Source organism: Rhodopirellula baltica SH 1, from assembly GCF_000196115.1.
Taxonomy (GTDB): Bacteria; Planctomycetota; Planctomycetia; order Pirellulales; family Pirellulaceae; genus Rhodopirellula; species Rhodopirellula baltica.
Genome location: NC_005027.1, coordinates 4,464,004 through 4,481,838 on the forward strand (window position 1 = coordinate 4,464,004; position 17,835 = coordinate 4,481,838).

The window sequence follows — 17,835 nt, forward strand, 5'->3', positions numbered from 1 at the left end:
ATCGTGGAGCCGGATCAGCCGACTGATTATACGCCCTGGTCGAGCTGTTGTTGACGCATCCGTCGACGTTTTCGCTGTTCGTAGGTCACTTCCGCGGCACAACGCGAACAAGCCACGCCACGTTCGTAATCGGAATGCTGCTTCATTTCCGGGGTCAACGGCCATCCACATCCGTGACACAACTCATACGCCCCAGCCTGCAATTGGTGATCGACCGCGACACGATTGTCGAACACAAAACATTCGCCCTGCCAACGAGAATCCTCTTCGGGCATCTTTTCCAAATAATTCAGAATCCCGCCGCGCAGGTGGTACACCTCTTCGAATCCGCGTTCCTTCAGATACGCGGTCGACTTTTCACACCGGATCCCCCCCGTACAAAACATCGCAACTTTGGGGTGCTTCTGCGGGTCCAAGTTTTCTTCGACAAACTTGGGGAATTCTCGAAAGGATTCCGTATGAGGGTTGATGGCACCCTCGAACGTGCCAATCTCGATCTCGTAGTCGTTTCGGGTATCGATCAGCGTGACATCCGGATCATCGACCAAAGCGTTCCAATCCTGGGGCTCGATGTAGGTGCCAACCGATCGCAGCGGATCAATGCTCGACACGCCCATCGTTACGATCTCACGCTTCAGCCGAACTTTGGTTTTGCGAAACGGGATCTCTTCGCAGTACGACCATTTGACATCCATTCCGCGAAAAGGAGTGGCTTGGTCATCAAGCTCCATCGACCGGAGCCAGTCGATAAACGGTTCCATCAACTCTCGAGGTCCCGCGATCGTTCCATTGATGCCTTCGCCGGCCAGCAACAACGATCCCCGAATGCCATCATCTGACATTCGCTGGCGGAACGGCTCTCGCAGCGATTCAAACTGTGGCAATGGAGTGAAGCAATACAGTGCCGCGACGGCCACCGGCAAATCAGCGGCACCAGCCTCGGCAGGCGATTCGGCGGGCAATTCGGCGGGTACGGAAGAAGCGTGTGATTCGGTCATGACCGAAAACTTACCAATTCATTTGACCCATTGCAGCCAAGCATCCACGTAGGCAATCGGTGTCATGTTCATCCCCGCCTGAAATGCCTGCGGAAACGGCTGCCCCGATTGCAGGTTTCGCAACACGGCGTCGAAGCCCCGGCGATTCTGTCTGGACAACAAGGACTCCGCGATCGCGACGGCCATCCGGTCGGCTCGCTCCGGCGGCAGCTTTCCGTTGAGGAAATCCTTGCCCGACTTCAAGCTCCCCACCGCGGTGACCAACTCGGCCTGCCGTCGCATATTCTCATTTCGATCGCGTTTGGATTCGCCACCCGATATTGCGGTCCCAAGTCCTTGAGCAAACCATCGGGGCACGCCTTCGCCGCGGCTGACCACAGCCAGACTGGCAACCGGAGCCACGACCCGCTCGGCGATTTCCTCTTCGCTCGCTCGTTCCGATGCGACGACCGCGACATACGCGCGGATACCGTCGTACTTCCAGTGAGACTGCCATTCGGCAGGAACGTTCCTACCTTCGACCATTTTCGCAAACTCGCTGTAGTCATACCGCTTCGGCAAAACATAGATCGAAGCTTTGCCATGGAAGAAATCCTCCGGCGAGCCATCCGCCTGGGGCAGGAACTTACGAGCCTGCTGCAGTGCGGCTTCCGCGGACTCTGCAACCGTTTCGAGCGTTGCCGGCGAAACTTCCCCCCAAACCGCGAAGTGATCGCTCTGGTGATTTTGCATGCGATTGACATCGGCACCCGCCAACCGGAATTCATCTTCGGCAATTTCCGCACGCCGCTGACTGACCTCGGAGGAAGCCGCCGCGGACAACCAAGCCTGAGCAGTGACGACCTTCATTGGAGTTTGCACAAGAGCTTCGTCCACTTTGGCACCTTCGCTGATCCACGTTGAAATCAACTGAATATCACTGTCAGAAAGAGGAGGACGCCCACCGGCAGGCATTCGATCGCCAGCACTCCCGCGAAGTTTCTGAACTAGCAAGCTTGCTTCTCCGTCACCGGGCTTCATCACCGATCCGCTGTCACCGCCGCGAAGCATTTGAGCAAGGGTGTCCATCCGCAAACCGCCACGGGTCTGCATCGCGTCCAAGTGGCAACCGGTGCAGTTTTTAACCAACAGCGGTGCGACGTCCTTCGAGAACGATACGGTTTCATTGCCGGTTGGCTTCCCGACCATTGCGGGCTGAGCGGGCTCTGGCGTTGCGGGCGTGACGGGAGGCTCCCCGCCGCTCTTCAGGCTGGTCAGCATCGCGGTGGGATCGGGGCCGTCAAACTTGGCTCCTTCTGTCACCCATTGCTTCAATTTGTCCAATTGCTCCTTACTGACTTTTCCTCCTCCGCGAGGCATGTCGCCGGTTTCGATCGTTTCGATCAATCGACTGGCGATCACGTCACCAGGAAAAATCACGACTCCCTCGGGGGGCCCTTCCATCAACTTGGCAAACGTTGGCATCGCGAACCCACCTTTGCTGCCGCGAATGTGACAACCGCCGCACTTGTCGACCAAGATCGGTGCAACCTCCGAGACGAAACTGACCCCATCAGTGGCGGACCGGCTTGAAGGATCCGAGCCCGATGCCTCGGCCATTGGCTCTGCCGTTGCCTTGGGCCGTTCCGGAATTCGGAATGGTGGCAGCGTGACGCCTTCCAGCTCCAGCATCGCTCGAGCGTTGACGATTCGGCGCATCATCGGCAGCAATGCATCGTGCAGGTCAGACGACTCGGCGTTGCCGGCCACTTCGATCTGCTTGATCGCTTTGCGAAGAGCATCACCGGACGTCTCGTAGTCGCCACCGGCATACGCGGCACCGGCTCGCTTCACCTGCATATCGACCGACTGAACAATCGTTCGCGATCTCGCATCCAGCGGTTTGGCGACCGATCGCGGAGCGGTTTCTTGTCCAGCGGCCGGAGCGATTCCACCGGGAAAGGTCACCGGTGCCGTCCCAGCAAGCAACATCGCCGCCGCGAAAATGCGACGGGCCGGGCGGCGAACGTTCCGTTTTGAAACGATCGAAATCCCCTTTGAAACGACCTGAATCATCGTCACCAACATCTTTGTTCGAGTATCTGCCAATCACTCCATCATAGACCACAAACGCAGTTCTTCCCGAAAAAGACTCACTCGTTGCGCGGTCATCGCCACGTTGAATGCCTGCAACCGGCATCACCCTGCCCTCGCCATCCGGGCCTCCCCTGCCCTGCTCCGCCGCAATCTTCGTACTCGATCATCGCTCCCGACTCCCTTGGCCCTTCCCCGTTTCCCCCCTGCTCTTTTACACTGCCGCATTGGCCTTTCCCGCAATATCCGGCAAGAACACGATGACCTCTTCTGCGAACACCACCTCGCCCGCCATCGCTGAAACCACTTGGCTGACCGACCAACGCATCCTGGTGCTCGATTTTGGATCGCAATACGCGCAACTGATCGCCCGCCGCGTTCGCGAACAAAACGTTTATTGCCAAATTGTTCGCCACGACATCTCGGCCGAACGCATTGCGGAACTGGCCCCAAAAGGCATCATCCTTTCGGGCGGCCCAAACAGCGTTTACGAAGAAGGTGCCCCGAAGTGCGACGAAGGATTGTTCGATCTGGGGATCCCCGTCCTCGGGATTTGCTACGGGATGCAGCTCGCCTGCCAAGCGCTCGGTGGTAAAGTCGACAACACACCCAGCCGTGAATATGGCCGGGCGATGTGTGAGTTCACCGATCGCGATTCGATCTTCCGCGGCATGCAAGAATCGGAACAGGTCTGGATGAGCCACGGCGACCAAGTGTCACAGATCGCCGATCAGTTCACCGCGATGGCCAAGACATCGACATGCCCCTACGCCGCCATTCGTCACAACGAACGTCCGGTCTTTGGAATGCAGTTCCACCCGGAAGTCACGCACACACCACACGGCGGCCAAATCCTTCGCAACTTTGTGATTGACGTTTGCGGTTGCGACGGCAGTTGGAAGTTAGGCGACTTCGCCGATGCCGCGATTGAATCGATTCGCAAACAAGTCGGTAACAAACGTGTCATTTGCGGCCTGTCCGGCGGAGTCGACTCGTCGGTCGTTGCCGCGTTGCTTTACAAAGCCATCGGCCCGCAGCTGTCTTGCATCTTGGTCGACAATGGACTGCTACGAAAAAACGAACAACAAATCGTTTTGGAAGAGTTCAGCAACCACTTCAAGACCGACCTGCACATCGTCGAAGCCGAAGACCGATTCCTGGCAGACTTGGCGGGGATCGATGAACCGCAAGAGAAACGTCGCCGCATCGGCCACGCCTTCATTGAATGCTTCAAAGACGAAGCCGCCAAAATCGAAGACGCTCACTTCCTGGCACAAGGCACGCTCTATCCCGACGTGATCGAAAGCGGTGCTGACAAAGACGGCCCCGCCGCCACGATCAAGCTGCACCACAATGTCGGCGGACTTCCTGAAGAATTGGGGTTTGAATTGATCGAACCTCTGCGAGACTTGTTCAAAGACGAAGTGCGTCGACTCGGTCTGGAACTTGGATTGCCCGAACAACTTGTTTGGCGTCATCCATTCCCCGGTCCTGGACTGGCCGTGCGTTGTCTCGGCGAGATCACCCGAGACAAGCTGGTCGTGCTACGGGAAGCCGACGCGATCGTTGTCGAAGAAATTGAAAACGCGGGACTATACCGAGAAACCAGCCAAGCGTTTGCCGTCTTGCTGCCGGTCCAAAGCGTCGGCGTGATGGGAGATGCCCGCACCTACGACAATGCCGTCGCGGTTCGCTGCGTCAACACCGACGACTTCATGACCGCGGACTGGAGTCACCTGCCGTATGAACTGCTGGCTCGCATCAGCACCCGAATCATCAACGAAGTCAAAGGCGTTAACCGAGTCTGTTACGACATCAGCAGCAAACCGCCCGCGACCATTGAATGGGAGTGATGCACACCGCTGCACACGCCAACACCCCGGCTCCGACCAAACAAGACGAGCTACCAAAAGTGCAATCAGACAAGCGGATGAATTCTCACCGCTGATCGCCACAAACGAACGCACTGACAATTCTGTCACTTTGCAATTCAAACAACTGCAACCGTATTCTCCGCCTCCACCTTCAGCCCACCAAGCGAAAACATGGCCGGTCAATTCATCTACCAAATCACCGACCTGACCAAGAAACACGGTCAACGGAAGATCCTCGAAAACGTCAACCTCGCCTTTTACCCCGGCGCCAAAATCGGTGTGCTCGGCCCCAACGGTGCCGGTAAATCCACCCTGCTAAAAATCATGGCGGGCATGGACACCGAATTTGAAGGCACCGCGCGTTTGGGCAAAGGCTTCACGGTTGGTTACCTCGAACAAGAACCACCGCTTGATCCAACCAAGACCGTTTTTGAAAACGTTCAAGAAGCGGTTGCTGAACGCCAAGCCATCGTCGACCGCTACAACGAAATCAGTGGCCTGCTCGGCGAAGTCACCGACGACGACGAGATGCAAAAACTCTGCGACGAAATGGCAACGTTGCAAGACATCATCGACGCCAACAACCTGTGGGAACTCGATCGTTTCGTCGAAATGTCGATGGCGGTGATGAACCTGCCACCCAAGGACGCCGAGATCACCAACCTGTCCGGTGGTGAAAAGCGACGCGTCGCGCTTTGCCAGTTGCTCATTCGCCAACCCGATTTGCTGCTGCTCGACGAACCGACCAACCACCTCGACGCCGAATCCGTCTCGTGGTTGGAACAACACTTGGCCAACTACAAAGGCACCGTCGTGGCCGTCACCCACGATCGTTACTTCTTGGACAACGTGGCTCAGTGGATCCTCGAAGTTGACCGCGGCCGCGGCATCCCATTCGAAGGCAACTACAGCGCATGGCTGGAAAACCGAGCCAAACGAATGGCTTTGGAAGAACGCCAACAGAAAGCTCGCGAAAAGAACTTGGCTCGCGAATTGGAATGGATCCGGATGAGCCCCAAAGCTCGCCAAGCCAAATCGAAGGCACGGATCAAATCGTACGAACAAATGTCCGCCGAACAGTTCGAGGATCGTCCAGACGATTTGGAAATCCAAATCCCATCAGGCAAACACCTTGGATCGTTGGTCATCGAAGCTCAACACGTCAACAAAGCGTTTGGCGAAAAGACGCTGATGACCGACATGAACTTCCGTTTGCCCCCCGGCGGAATCGTCGGCATCATTGGTCCCAACGGTGCGGGCAAGACGACTTTGTTCAAGATGCTGACCGGACAAGAACCTGTCGACAGTGGCGAAATCAAAATCGGTGAAACCGTTGACCTCGGTTACGTCGATCAATCTCGCGACAAACTGGATCCCAACAAAACGATCTACCAAGAGATCAGTGGCGGTCACGATTCGTTCGAGATGGGCGGCCGCGTCATGCACGCCCGCACCTACGTTTCGCGATTTAATTTCAAAGGCCCCGATCAAGAGAAGAAGGTCGGTGTGCTGTCCGGTGGAGAACGCAACCGAGTTCACTTGGCATCACTGCTTCGCAAAGGCTGCAACGTCTTGCTGCTGGACGAACCAACGAACGACCTCGACGTCGACACACTGCGTGCCCTTGAAGAAGCGATCGCGAACTTTGCGGGCTGCGTTGTTGTGACGTCGCACGACCGCTGGTTCCTCGATCGCCTTGCAACCCATATCCTTGCGTTCGAAGGCGACGGCAAAGTGGTTTGGTGTGAAGGCAACTTCGACACCTACGAACGCAATCGTCGTGAACGCATGGGCGAAGACGCCGACGACGATTCGCCCAAATCCAGATACAAGAGCATTCACGCAGGCTGATCCAGCCTCGCGATCGCTACCTCCGCGACACTCGCGGAGGATCTCAATCATTCACCCATCTGTTTCCTTTCCACCTTTTCAAATTCATGACGATTCTGCGCACAGGCACCAACGAAAAGTACGCCGAGGGCTTTGAAGCCGCTTTCGGTGGCGGAACTCCCGCCTCGAAAAAGACCGCGAAGAAAGCAACCAAGAAGGCCGCAAAAAAAACCAGCAAGAAGGCCAAGACCCAGCCCGCTCAATCCAAGAAAAAATCGGCTAAGAAGTCAGTAAAAAAAGCGGCCAAGAAGAGCGTTAAAAAGGCTGTCAAAGCCAAAGCGACGCCGAAGAAGGCAGTCAAAAAAGCCGCTAAAAAGTCGGTCAAGAAATCTGTGAAAAAGACCGCGAAGAAGTCCGTGAAGAAATCGGCTAAGAAGGCAAAGAAGAAGAGCTGAATGCTTTTTGGGGAGTGGCCGGGAAAGCCAAGCGTTTTCCCGTGCCCCTCGACATAACCGGCACGTCCTCCACAATGACGTCGCCCCCGCCAAGCGTCCCGCCTTCCAACTATCTTCGGTTCCCTTGATGCCTGCCTCACCGTCCCGCGAACCCAACGGCAACCTGCCCGACCATCAATTGGCCGCCGCAGCCTGGTCGCCGCCTTCGCAAGACGTCCGCACGGCACTCCAATCCCTCATCGGATATCTGAACTTTTCTTCTGGTCCCGCACCCACCGCGGTGTTCTCGGCCTGGAACCAAGTTCACGACGAAGCTTCCGGCGGAGACGTCCTCAATGGGCCGCCGCCGTTCTTGATCATGCGAGACTGGTTGGAAGAAGCCGCCCAGTCACTGCGGAAAAGCTCACCCGCGTTTGCCAACATTGATCGAGCCCTCGGTTTGATCAATCTCCTTTGGTCGGGGCTGTTGCCGGCCTACTTGGATTTCCATCGCGACCTGCTGTTCCACCAACCGCCGGAACTGCTCTTCAACGGTTTCTTCCTGGGACGTTGTGCCGAAGTCATGGTGCAACAAATCGGCGAAGACGAGTCCATTGGCACCGTGGACGACGAATCCGCTCGCTTGCGGCAAATCATCGGCACGCTGAACGACTACGTCGGCTACCGCCCAGTCGCGGTCCTCGAAAATCGTGCGTGCCAACCTTACGCACACGAATTCGTTCGACCGATCCCGCAAATGGTCCAGGGTGCTGGTATCACCGCCGGACCCTATCGCGAATTGATCGAGCGCGCGGTGCGAGCGATCGAAGAAGCTCCCGAGGACATCCTGCGTTCCGCGGCTATGGATCCAAAGCAACTGCGGGAGCTTTGCTTGGACCCACGAGCGTATGACTTTGACCATCCGGTCAATCGTCGACCGAACTATCACTTTGGCGGATGGGATGAACATGCGATCGATTCCGATGGACGCTACGATCGGTTCATCCTTCGCAGTGTGACCCTGGATTCATTGCTCGCACGAGTCAACGAGACGCCAGAACTGCCTCGTGACGAACTACTCGAAGAAGCCGCTTCGGTGTTGGCCGGCACAATGCTCATGGCATCGGGCATCTCCGGTTGGGGCCCTGGTTGCTACAGCAGCGATGTGACGCTTCGATCACTGATGGTTCCGATCGCCAACTTCCGTGATGAGTTTTACAACTGGCGAATTTCGCGAATCGGTGGTGAACATGGCCAACGTTTGCTCGACGAAGTCAAAACGCGACATCAAGCCTTCGGTGCAGCTCGCCAGAATTTAAACGCCGCTTTGGCACGCCGTCGTGCCATTCAGTTGCAACACGTTCAACTCGCTCGCATCTACGCCCGCTTGGGATATCCCGATTCAGCGACGAAGCAAGCCGACGTGGTACCGGCCACCTCCGCTCGTTTGATGTGCCGCATTGACTGCGGGATGACACTCGGCCTACGCGCCCTCCGCACGGATCGCTTCCCCGATGCGGTGGAAGTCCCCGAACAAACATTCGATTTGATCCGCCGCGCCATCGAATGCGGCGCCCTGATGGACCCGTGGGACATCCTCGGATTCACTGGCAACTTCAGCCTGTATCCAGGGATCGAAAATTCGATCCACGACAGCCGACTCGATGAGTTGCTGTACATCATCGAGAACCTCTTCGGCTACATCGCTCGCGTATGGAGTGAAGCGGCCGCTCGCGATGACGAAGTTGCCTACGAACGAATGGATCGCCAATACCGCGAAGTTGCCCAGTGGTGGCGAACATTCGCGGCTCACACGGTTGAATCCGTCGAAGCAACGGATCCTTGGGAATCGTACGAGTCCGCTCGTTTGGTCGCTCAAGCTCTGCGTTTGTGGCACCGTGGCGGTGCACAACGAGGCGACATTGCGTTCTGGGCACCTCACGCGGATCTGTTTGATTCACCACGAGCCTACATGCTCGTGATCTCCGCACTGCTGGAACGCAAAGACTTCATCCCCGCCCAAGCACTCTTGATCCACTGGCTGTGCCAAGCCGATCGGGTGGGACTGCGCAGCGGAGCGAACTCATTGCCTCGTCTGACCGAACGCTGGTTGCTGCAACTTCGCGATCACATGCGGGAGGACTCGCACGAGCTCTGGCCACGTGTCAACAAGTTCTTTGACTATCTCGAAGCCAATGCGGAATCGTTTTGGTCCGCACCTCGCTTCGAAGTTGGCGACGATGAGCCCCGTGATCGGCATCGCGACAACTGGGAGCAAGAATTAGCCGAAGCCAACGAAGATCCGTTTGGATCACCCGAAGAAGATGACGAGGCGGGACTGTTTGATGCGGCGTACGAAAACGTCAGCTATCGCGACACGACCGATGACGGAAACGAAGGTTCGATCTTTGATACTAGCAGCGACAGCAGCAGTGTCGACGAACTCGAAGCCGAAGTGAAACGACTCGCCAGCCGTCTCGACTTCTTGCAGTCGCTGGCTCGAATGTGGGCGGTTGGTGCCGATGTTGCACTGACCGAAATTCATGCCGCGACGGAGTCGACTGATTCAGCTGACTCGTCCGACCCGCAACGCCGACAGCAACAGATCGAAGCATTGTCCGCATGGGCTCGCCGAGCGGTTGCCAACCGAATCGGGTTGCTCGAACTGCTTGGTGATGTCCGAGCTTACAAAATCAAACCGGCGGGCACCGACAAAGATTCCATGCGAATCTATGATCGCCGCCGCGTCCTCCGCGACAGTCTGATGGAACGGGTCATCACCACCGCGGTGGAAATGGCTGATGCGAGACGATTGATCGCAAGCGCTCTCGGTGCCCTCCAGGGCAAACTGCCAGAAGACGTGGGCGAAGAATTTGCCGAAGACGATGCTGGCGCGATCGAGCTGTTCTCCGCGCTCATCGCCGGCGACGCCGAACGAGCCCGCGAGCGGTTCCCGACGTTCATCGAAGCGATCCTCAATCGCAGTTTGCTTTACATCCCACTTTCACGTGGCGGTGACCCGGTCAAAATTTATGTGACCCGGTTGCGAGAACGTGTGCTCCGACACCTGTTGCACTGGTTGCCACGTCGCGGCCTGTTCGCAGAAACCTGCCGGCTGATCGAAACCGCTCGCCAAATGGAACAACGGCATCCAATCGGTGCCGGTGCCGTGACAGAGTTTGACGGCTTGTATCGAGCTGGTTATCGATCTTTGGTGGGGTCGATCGCCGAAGCCGTTTTGCATGCGACCGCCGGCGAACCGCCCTCCCCTGCCCCGACTGAACCTCAATCCGCCACGCGAGAGCTCAGCGTCACGGACCAAGACGCGATCGCCGATCGGTTGATTCCACTACTGGAACGACTGACCGAAACGATGCTCGGCAGCTGGCTCGCCCACAGTCAAACCCTTCGCCTGTCACCGCTCGAAGCCGTCAGTGATCCTGCAAAGTGGGAACGTTTAGTTGAATTCATCAAACTTTACGGCGACCCAATCTTCACCCAAGGTTTCCTGCAACTGAGCAACGTTCGCGCGGTGCTGCACCAAGACGTCTCGTCATGGCTGGAACGCGCCATGACCGATGGCGACGACTTGTTGGAAGACACCCAGCTATTTCGCGATCTCGAAATTGGCAAGATCAAGATCAACGAAGCCTCGCGATGGATCACGCTGGTGTTTGAATCGCTGCTCGATCACCACGCGGAATACCAAGACTACAACAGCACGACGACACAAAGCGATCGCGGCGAACTGATCTACACGTTCCTCGATTTTTTGCGTCTGCGAACTCGATACGAACGCGTCGCGTGGAATTTAAAACCGATCATGTGGACCCACGAAGTCCTCGTGCGGATGGGCCTCGATCAAACGTCACTGGGTTGGCGTGAAAGCCTCAACGAACGCATCGCAGCTGAAGCCGAGCTATATGTTCAGAAGCTTCGTGAATTGCAACGTCGACATTCCATGCGAATGCCAACGATTGCCGATCGCATCGAAGAACGATTCGTTCAACCAATGACGATCGACCGAATGCGATCGCTTGTCGAACCCGCCATGGGCGATGCGGAAGCGGACCGCTTTAGTGCCGCGTTCGAACAACTCGAAGCAGAAGCCAACGAACTTTCGCGAACTCCCGTTGGCGTCGGACTCGATCTGCCGCCTTGGTTGAGTGCTCTGGAAGATGAAGTGGAAAAGATCGGGAAACGAAATCTAATCAGCGAGATTGACCCGCAAGAATTGATGACCATTCCCGTCAGCCCACTGACGCTGGACGAACTCAAAACGCAACTCGCGACGGCTCAAACCCAAGGCCGCCGGTTGCCTCATATGCGTCGCCGCAAATCCTAAGTTGCGCGTTCCGTCTGGTTCGCGGTCGGCTTTGCGCGTGACCGCTGCACGGGTGAACGAACCGCAAACTTCTTCGCCTCCCGGTTGCGTGCATCTCGCTTTCGAAAGTGACAAGCAAAACGGCGATGATTTTTCAGCGGAATCTCGAAAAGTCAAAAAAACTTTGACTCAAGTCCGACTGAAAATGGCGTCGCGAGGCGAGGTTTCAGAGGTCAACCCGAAAGACATTGCAGGAACTCAGGGGAATGATCCGCTCCTCTAAAGACCCAAATCCTCCCCATCCCTCCTATTTTATCGCGGCATCACCATTCAACAGCGTGATTCAAGTGAAGCGCACAGGGTGCCGATCTAGATTGGCTCTCCCTTATCGCACCGATATACTCCCGGCTTCTAGTCTCGTCCTTGAAACGTTGAAAATCGATGTCCAACACGCTTTCCGCTCCGCCGAATGCTTCTCCGACCGACACCTCGTTTCCACATCTTGATTTGTCATCGGAACTAGCTCGTCACCTGACGATCACGCTAGGACACGACTTCACAGGCGACTCGACTGACAAACAAAACAGCGAATACCTTTACCAAGCCTTGGCGATTACAGTTCGCGACCGCTTGGTGCCAATCTGGCTGGAAACTTGGAAGAAGACCTGCCTGAGCGAAGATCGCAAGGTCTACTACCTGTCACTTGAATTCTTGATCGGCCGTTCGCTCACCAACGCGGTCGAAAACCTCGACTTGGACGAAGACGTCCGCAAAGCTCTGCGAGCCTACAGCGTCGGAATGGAAGAAGTCGCTGACAAAGAACTCGATGCCGGTTTGGGCAATGGTGGCCTCGGCCGCTTGGCGGCATGTTTCCTGGACAGCTGTGCAAACCTGCAGCTTCCGGTCGTTGGCTACGGCATCCGTTACGAATACGGAATGTTCCACCAGCACATCGAAGACGGGCGCCAAGTCGAAGACCCGGATCGCTGGTTGCGTGATGGCAATCCTTGGGAAATCAAACGCCCTGAAGACACTCGCCGCGTTCGCTTCTACGGCCGCACCGAAAACTACTACGACGAACACGGAACTTTGCGACCACGTTTGGTCGACTCGTACGATGTTCTTGCCGTTCCATTCGACATGCCTGTTCCTGGGTACCGCAACGACACGGTCAACACGTTGCGATTGTGGAAAGCGTCGACGACCGACGTCTTCAACCTCAGCGAATTCAATGCGGGCTCGTACCCCGAAGCCGTCGCGGCAAAGAACGACGCCGAACAAATCTCGATGGTGTTGTATCCCAACGACGCCAGCGAAAATGGCAAGGAACTACGACTGAAACAACAGTACTTTCTTGTCTCAGCATCGCTCCAAGACGTGATCGCCCGTTGGGTTGAACAGCACGGTGAGGACTTCAGTGACTTTGGACGCAAAAACTGCTTCCAACTCAATGACACTCACCCCGCCTGTGCTGTTCCCGAACTCATGCGATTGCTGATGGACGAGCATGGACTTGAATGGGACGACGCCTGGGACGTGGTGACACGTTGCATGGCTTACACCAACCACACGTTGCTTCCCGAAGCGTTGGAACGATGGTCCGTCGGTCTGTTCAGTCGCTTGCTGCCGCGTTTGCTCGACATCATCTACGAGATCAACGCTCGGTTCTTGAAACTCGTCGATCAGCAGTGGCCCGGTGACGTTGCGATGCGTCGCGAAATGTCGTTGATTGAAGAAGGTGACAACCCGCACATCCGAATGGCGTACCTGGCCATTGTCGGAAGTTTCTCGGTCAACGGTGTTGCCGGTCTGCACACACAGTTGTTGGAATCAGGCCTGTTCAAACACTTCAACACGCTGTGGCCCCGCAAGTTCAACAACAAGACAAACGGCGTGACCCAACGTCGTTGGTTGTCGCACTGCAACCCAGGCCTTCGTGACCTCCTCAACGAAACCATTGGCGAAGGTTGGCAAAAAGACCTCACCAAAATCAAAGAGTTAACTCCTTACGCGACCGACGCCGACTTCCGCAAGAAGTGGATCGATGTCAAGCAAGAAAACAAAGCTCGCTTGTCAGACTTGGTGGTCGCGGAAACCGGCGTTCGCTTTGACACGTCATTCATGTTCGACGTTCAAGTCAAACGGATTCACGAATACAAACGTCAACTCTTGAACGTTTTGCATATCGTGCACCTGTACGATCGCATTTTGCGTGGTGAAACCGCGGGCATGGTCCCACGTTGCGTCCTGATCGGCGGCAAAGCAGCCCCCGGTTACCACGTCGCCAAATTGATCGTGAAGCTGATCAACGATGTTGCGAAGAAGGTCAACAATCACCCCGCAGCCAATGACCTGCTCAAGGTGGTCTTCTTCCCGAACTATCGCGTTTCGTCGATGGAAGTGATTTGCCCAGCAACCGAGTTGTCTGAGCAAATTTCAACCGCGGGCAAAGAAGCTTCCGGCACGGGCAACATGAAATTCATGATGAACGGTGCGTTGACGATTGGCACGCTCGATGGTGCCAACATCGAAATCCGAGAAAACGCGGGTGCCGAGAACTTCTTCTTGTTCGGTTTGGACGCTGCCGAAGTAACCGAATTGAAGAAGGACTATCGTCCCAACGAAATCATCGCCGCTGATGAGGACATCGTTCGCATCATGAACCTGCTGGAAAGCGGACACTTCAATCCTGACAATCCAGGTTTGTTCGATTTGTTGACCAGCGGCCTACGCAACCCTCAGGATCCTTGGGTCACCATCGCCGACCTTCGTGCGTACATCGACGCTCAAGCCGAAGTTGGCAAGGCATACCAAGACGTCGATCACTGGAATCAGATGAGCATCCTAAATACCGCAGGCAGCGGCTGGTTCAGCAGCGACCGAACGATTCAGCAATACGCCGACGACATCTGGGACGTGCGACCACTGTCGTAAGCCCCAACCTGATTGGTCCAAACGAAAAGGGCTCGGTGAGAAATCACCGAGCCCTTTTTTGTTTGTTGAGAACGAATTGCCTAGTACTACAGCGCTAACTGGTGTTGTAGAGGGCCGGGCTTTTCGCTGAGAATAGCAGCTGGAGATTTTGTTTGCTGCACGGAGAGCTTGGCATGGATGTCGCTGAACTGGAACAACTCGAAGATCGGTTAAATGCTTACTTGGCTCGCTTTGGCGATTGTTTTCGACGAAGCGACACGAGGGCTCATTTGACGACCTATGTCCGTGGTCAACTTTCCGACCTGGACGCCAAGAGTGTGGAGCCGATTGCGTTGCAAGCCGGTACACCGGTGCGAACCTTGCAGGAATTTATCGCCCAGCATCGGTGGGACGAAGATGGACTTCGCAGGAGGCTGATCCACATCGTCCGTGATGAGCATGTCAACAAGAACACTGTCGCGATCATTGACGAAACCAGCGACGTCAAGAAGGGCGACAAAACGCCTGGCGTGCAACGACAGTGGTGCGGCAAAGTCGGCAAGCAGGAGAACTGTATCGTCACGGTTCATCTGGCTGCGGCGAACGAAGACTTTCACTGCATGGTCGATGGTGAACTGTTCCTCCCCGAGAGCTGGAGTAACGACCGCGAGCGTTGTGCCGCCGCCGGCATTCCCGATGAGATGGTCTATCGCCCCAAGTGGCAGATCGCGTTGGAATTGCTTGATCGCAGTAAGGAGGAGGGGATTGAATATCCTTGGCTAACCGCTGACGAAGGCTACGGCGGTAAACCTGGATTCCTGGAAGCTCTTGCCGACCGCGATCAGAAGTTTGTGCTTGAAGTGCCGCGAACGTTTTCGGTTTGGGAGAAGCATCCCGAAGTGACCGAGCAGCCCTATCGCAAGGGCGGCCGCGGCCGAGGTCGCAAGACACCCCGCGTCAAGAGCGGGGAAAGTTCGCCGCGAAGTGTTGAAACAGTGTTCTGGCACGGCGAAGCGATGAAAGCGAAACGCTGGAAACGCTACCGCGTCAAAGACGGCGAGAAAGGTCCCATCATCTGGGAAGCCAAGCGGGTTCGCGTCACACTCAAAGGCAGCGACGGACTACCGGGGCTGTCTCTGTGGTTGGTGGTCGCGAGAAACGTGCTTGACGGCGAACTGAAATTCTTCGTCAGCAACGCGAGCGAGTTCGCTTCGATGGCGATGCTGCTACAGGTTGCGTTTCAGCGATGGCGAGTGGAACGTTGTTTCGAGGATCAGAAACAAGAGGTCGGCTTAGACTGTTACGAGGGGCGCCGATACTTGGGTCTGAAACGCCACTTGATCATCACGTCGTTGAGCTATCTGTTTCTTTCGCAAACCTGCCAGCAGGAGCGGGAAAAAAAATCCGGAGTGGACAATTCAGCAAATTCGCGACGCGGTCGACGCAATCGTTGTCAGCTGGTCACTCCCTCGTGAGAGTCGTCGCATGTTGCTTGATCAGGTCGCCTCACGGATCAACTACCATCAATCACGCAACGTAGCGGCTCGCATCAGCCATACGCAAACGAAGCTCGACAGATACGCCGAACTCGGTATCGACCCCGAAAGCATCACACGATGCCGATGGCCCAAAACTTAGCGCTGTAGTACTAGCAGGCTGTTGGTTTAGACGCATACCGATTGACAATCATTAGCCGTTGGGCGTTAGCCCCGGTTGGCGTCTAATCAACCGCCGCTAACGCGGTGCGGCTCAATAAATCAACAGCCTGCTAGGACAAACCTACGCTGGCCCGAGCCCCATCGCACGTCGCCAAGCACTGAATTGGCCGATGTGAAGCATCATGTGGCCGCTCAGGTAGAAACCGTGCAGCGATCCAACCGTGCTGAACTTTTCGCGAAGATGTTCAGTCGGGTTCGGCGTTGAAAACACCGCGTCGTCGGCATTCAGCAATGCCTCGATCGCTGCGCCATGCGACGAGAAGAACTTCTCCACCACTTCTTCCATTGGCGGATACAGCGTGCCATTGGGATCATCCAAACACTTCGCGTGCTTCGAGAACAATGCATCGTACTTTTCCGATGGCTTCACAGCCGAGGTGTTGGCTCCAACTTGCTCAAGCACTTGGCATGGATACAGCGACAAATGCCCAAGGATGAATGCCGGATGATTCGACTCGATAACAGTATCGCCGACCACGGCAAAACGAGCGAACTGCTCCTGCGTCACTCCCGTCATCAGTCGTTTGGCGTATCCGATGCAAAGCTGACCAGAGTCAGCGATCATTTGTCCGATCATGTTGTTTCTCTAAGAGGTGCAAATCAATCCTTCTGTTTTAGCTACCTTCCAAACCGAAGGTAAGCCAGCGACACCGCCCAGACGCGGCATGCACACTTGGTGGCTCTCTCGTTGACGGTGTTTTGTGCGACTCGAAGTGACGATCTCGCGAGGCACCTACCAAACGACAACCCCGTTGCGAACCCAGACAAGCATTTGGCCGGGCACGCCGTTGATCAAGCAGCCTGAGATTCTGCTTGGTGTTGGTGCGATGACTTCCGCCACCAAAGATTCTCAGCCCAACTGGCGTCGTGCCGCAACCAATAAGCGCGGACCCAATCGACGGGACCACGACCGAATTTGCGTTTCGTTCCCCAGTAATAATCGCCTTGAGGCACCACATCGATTGGCCGTGGATTGCCGTGGAATACTACGACCTTCGCTTTCGCTGGACGCTTGATCTCGGGAAAAAGCTGATTGAATGGATAGTACTTCAGGCAATGCCATTTGAAGCTCGCGGTCCATTCATACGGCCAATAACGAACATCTTCGACATTCTCGGTCAAGAAATCTTGGTCCAGTGGAAAACGCTCGAAGCATTCTTGTTGATTCTCGTTGAATCGATGGAACAACTGAGCTTGTTCACCAGGAAAAAAACCCAGGATCGATCCCTGAACGCCGCGATCGGGACGCATCTTCAAAGGAGCCAAATTCCATAGCGTCGGATTCCACTCTCGTAGTGCATGAAAGCCTCGTTCGGCCTCCAAACGATCAAAGAACCCATCAAGGTTCTGATTGACCATCACATCGAGATCTAGATACAGCGTTGGCTCGTCTGCCGGCAACACACCCGGTGCAAGGATTGACAACTTCGGCCAGCAACCTTTTTGCTGCCGTTGCATAGGAATCCCCAAATCGGGCATTTGGACTCCTTCGACACCATCCGTCAAACCAGCCACATTATCGGTGACGCAAACAAAACGGTGAGGACGATTCAAGTTGGCCGCAACGGCGTTCCTCAACACTGTGACATACGATGCTGGGAACGCGTCCAACCACCGGGTACAGACAACGGTCGCCATGATGATTTCGCCATCCATGATTGAGTTGAGTTG

General features: G+C 55.8%; 10 protein-coding genes. 6 read left to right on the forward strand and 4 right to left on the reverse strand.

Translation table 11 applies throughout. The features are described 5' to 3' along the window. Positions 1-26: 26 nt before the first annotated feature. Positions 27-998, reverse strand: a complete 972-nt coding sequence (trhO, locus tag RB_RS17110) for an oxygen-dependent tRNA uridine(34) hydroxylase TrhO (protein WP_011121830.1) — start codon at positions 996-998, stop codon at positions 27-29. Between the two features lie 18 nt (positions 999-1,016). Next, positions 1,017-3,065, reverse strand: coding sequence for a c-type cytochrome domain-containing protein (locus tag RB_RS17115; RefSeq protein WP_164922915.1), 2,049 nt, complete (start codon positions 3,063-3,065; stop codon positions 1,017-1,019). Positions 3,066-3,331: 266 nt separating this feature from the next. Here RB_RS17115 and guaA point away from each other — a divergent pair, with 266 nt between their 5' ends. The 6 genes from guaA to RB_RS17145 all read left to right on the forward strand — a co-directional run bounded on the left by guaA (position 3,332) and on the right by RB_RS17145 (position 15,921). Next, positions 3,332-4,924 carry a glutamine-hydrolyzing GMP synthase gene (guaA, locus tag RB_RS17120; protein ID WP_052028878.1) on the forward strand — a complete coding sequence of 531 codons (1,593 nt, stop codon included), beginning with the start codon at positions 3,332-3,334 and terminating at the stop codon, positions 4,922-4,924. A 192-nt stretch (positions 4,925-5,116) separates the two neighbouring features. After that, positions 5,117-6,796 carry an energy-dependent translational throttle protein EttA gene (gene ettA / locus RB_RS17125; RefSeq protein ID WP_007329503.1) on the forward strand — a complete coding sequence of 560 codons (1,680 nt, stop codon included), beginning with the start codon at positions 5,117-5,119 and terminating at the stop codon, positions 6,794-6,796. A gap of 86 nt (positions 6,797-6,882) precedes the next feature. Then, positions 6,883-7,230, forward strand: coding sequence for a hypothetical protein (locus RB_RS17130; RefSeq protein WP_007329502.1), 348 nt, complete (start codon positions 6,883-6,885; stop codon positions 7,228-7,230). 127 nt (positions 7,231-7,357) lie between these two features. Beyond that, positions 7,358-11,554, forward strand: a complete 4,197-nt coding sequence (locus tag RB_RS17135) for a hypothetical protein (protein WP_007334944.1) — start codon at positions 7,358-7,360, stop codon at positions 11,552-11,554. A 420-nt stretch (positions 11,555-11,974) separates the two neighbouring features. Beyond that, the gene (locus RB_RS17140; RefSeq protein WP_011121835.1) at positions 11,975-14,467 is read left to right on the forward strand and encodes a glycogen/starch/alpha-glucan phosphorylase; all 2,493 of its coding nucleotides are present in this window, start codon (positions 11,975-11,977) and stop codon (positions 14,465-14,467) included. 173 nt (positions 14,468-14,640) lie between these two features. Next, complete coding sequence (locus RB_RS17145; protein WP_076611259.1) at positions 14,641-15,921, forward strand: IS701-like element ISRba4 family transposase; 1,281 nt, start codon at positions 14,641-14,643, stop codon at positions 15,919-15,921. A gap of 304 nt (positions 15,922-16,225) precedes the next feature. Here the strand turns inward: RB_RS17145 and RB_RS17150 are convergent, their stop codons facing one another. Together RB_RS17150 and RB_RS17155 are read right to left on the reverse strand one after the other, a co-directional pair. Beyond that, entirely contained in the window at positions 16,226-16,741 is a 516-nt protein-coding gene (locus RB_RS17150) for a DinB family protein (RefSeq protein WP_011121836.1), read from the reverse strand. A 215-nt stretch (positions 16,742-16,956) separates the two neighbouring features. After that, entirely contained in the window at positions 16,957-17,820 is an 864-nt protein-coding gene (locus RB_RS17155; RefSeq protein ID WP_007329496.1) for a hypothetical protein, read from the reverse strand. Positions 17,821-17,835 lie beyond the last annotated feature (15 nt).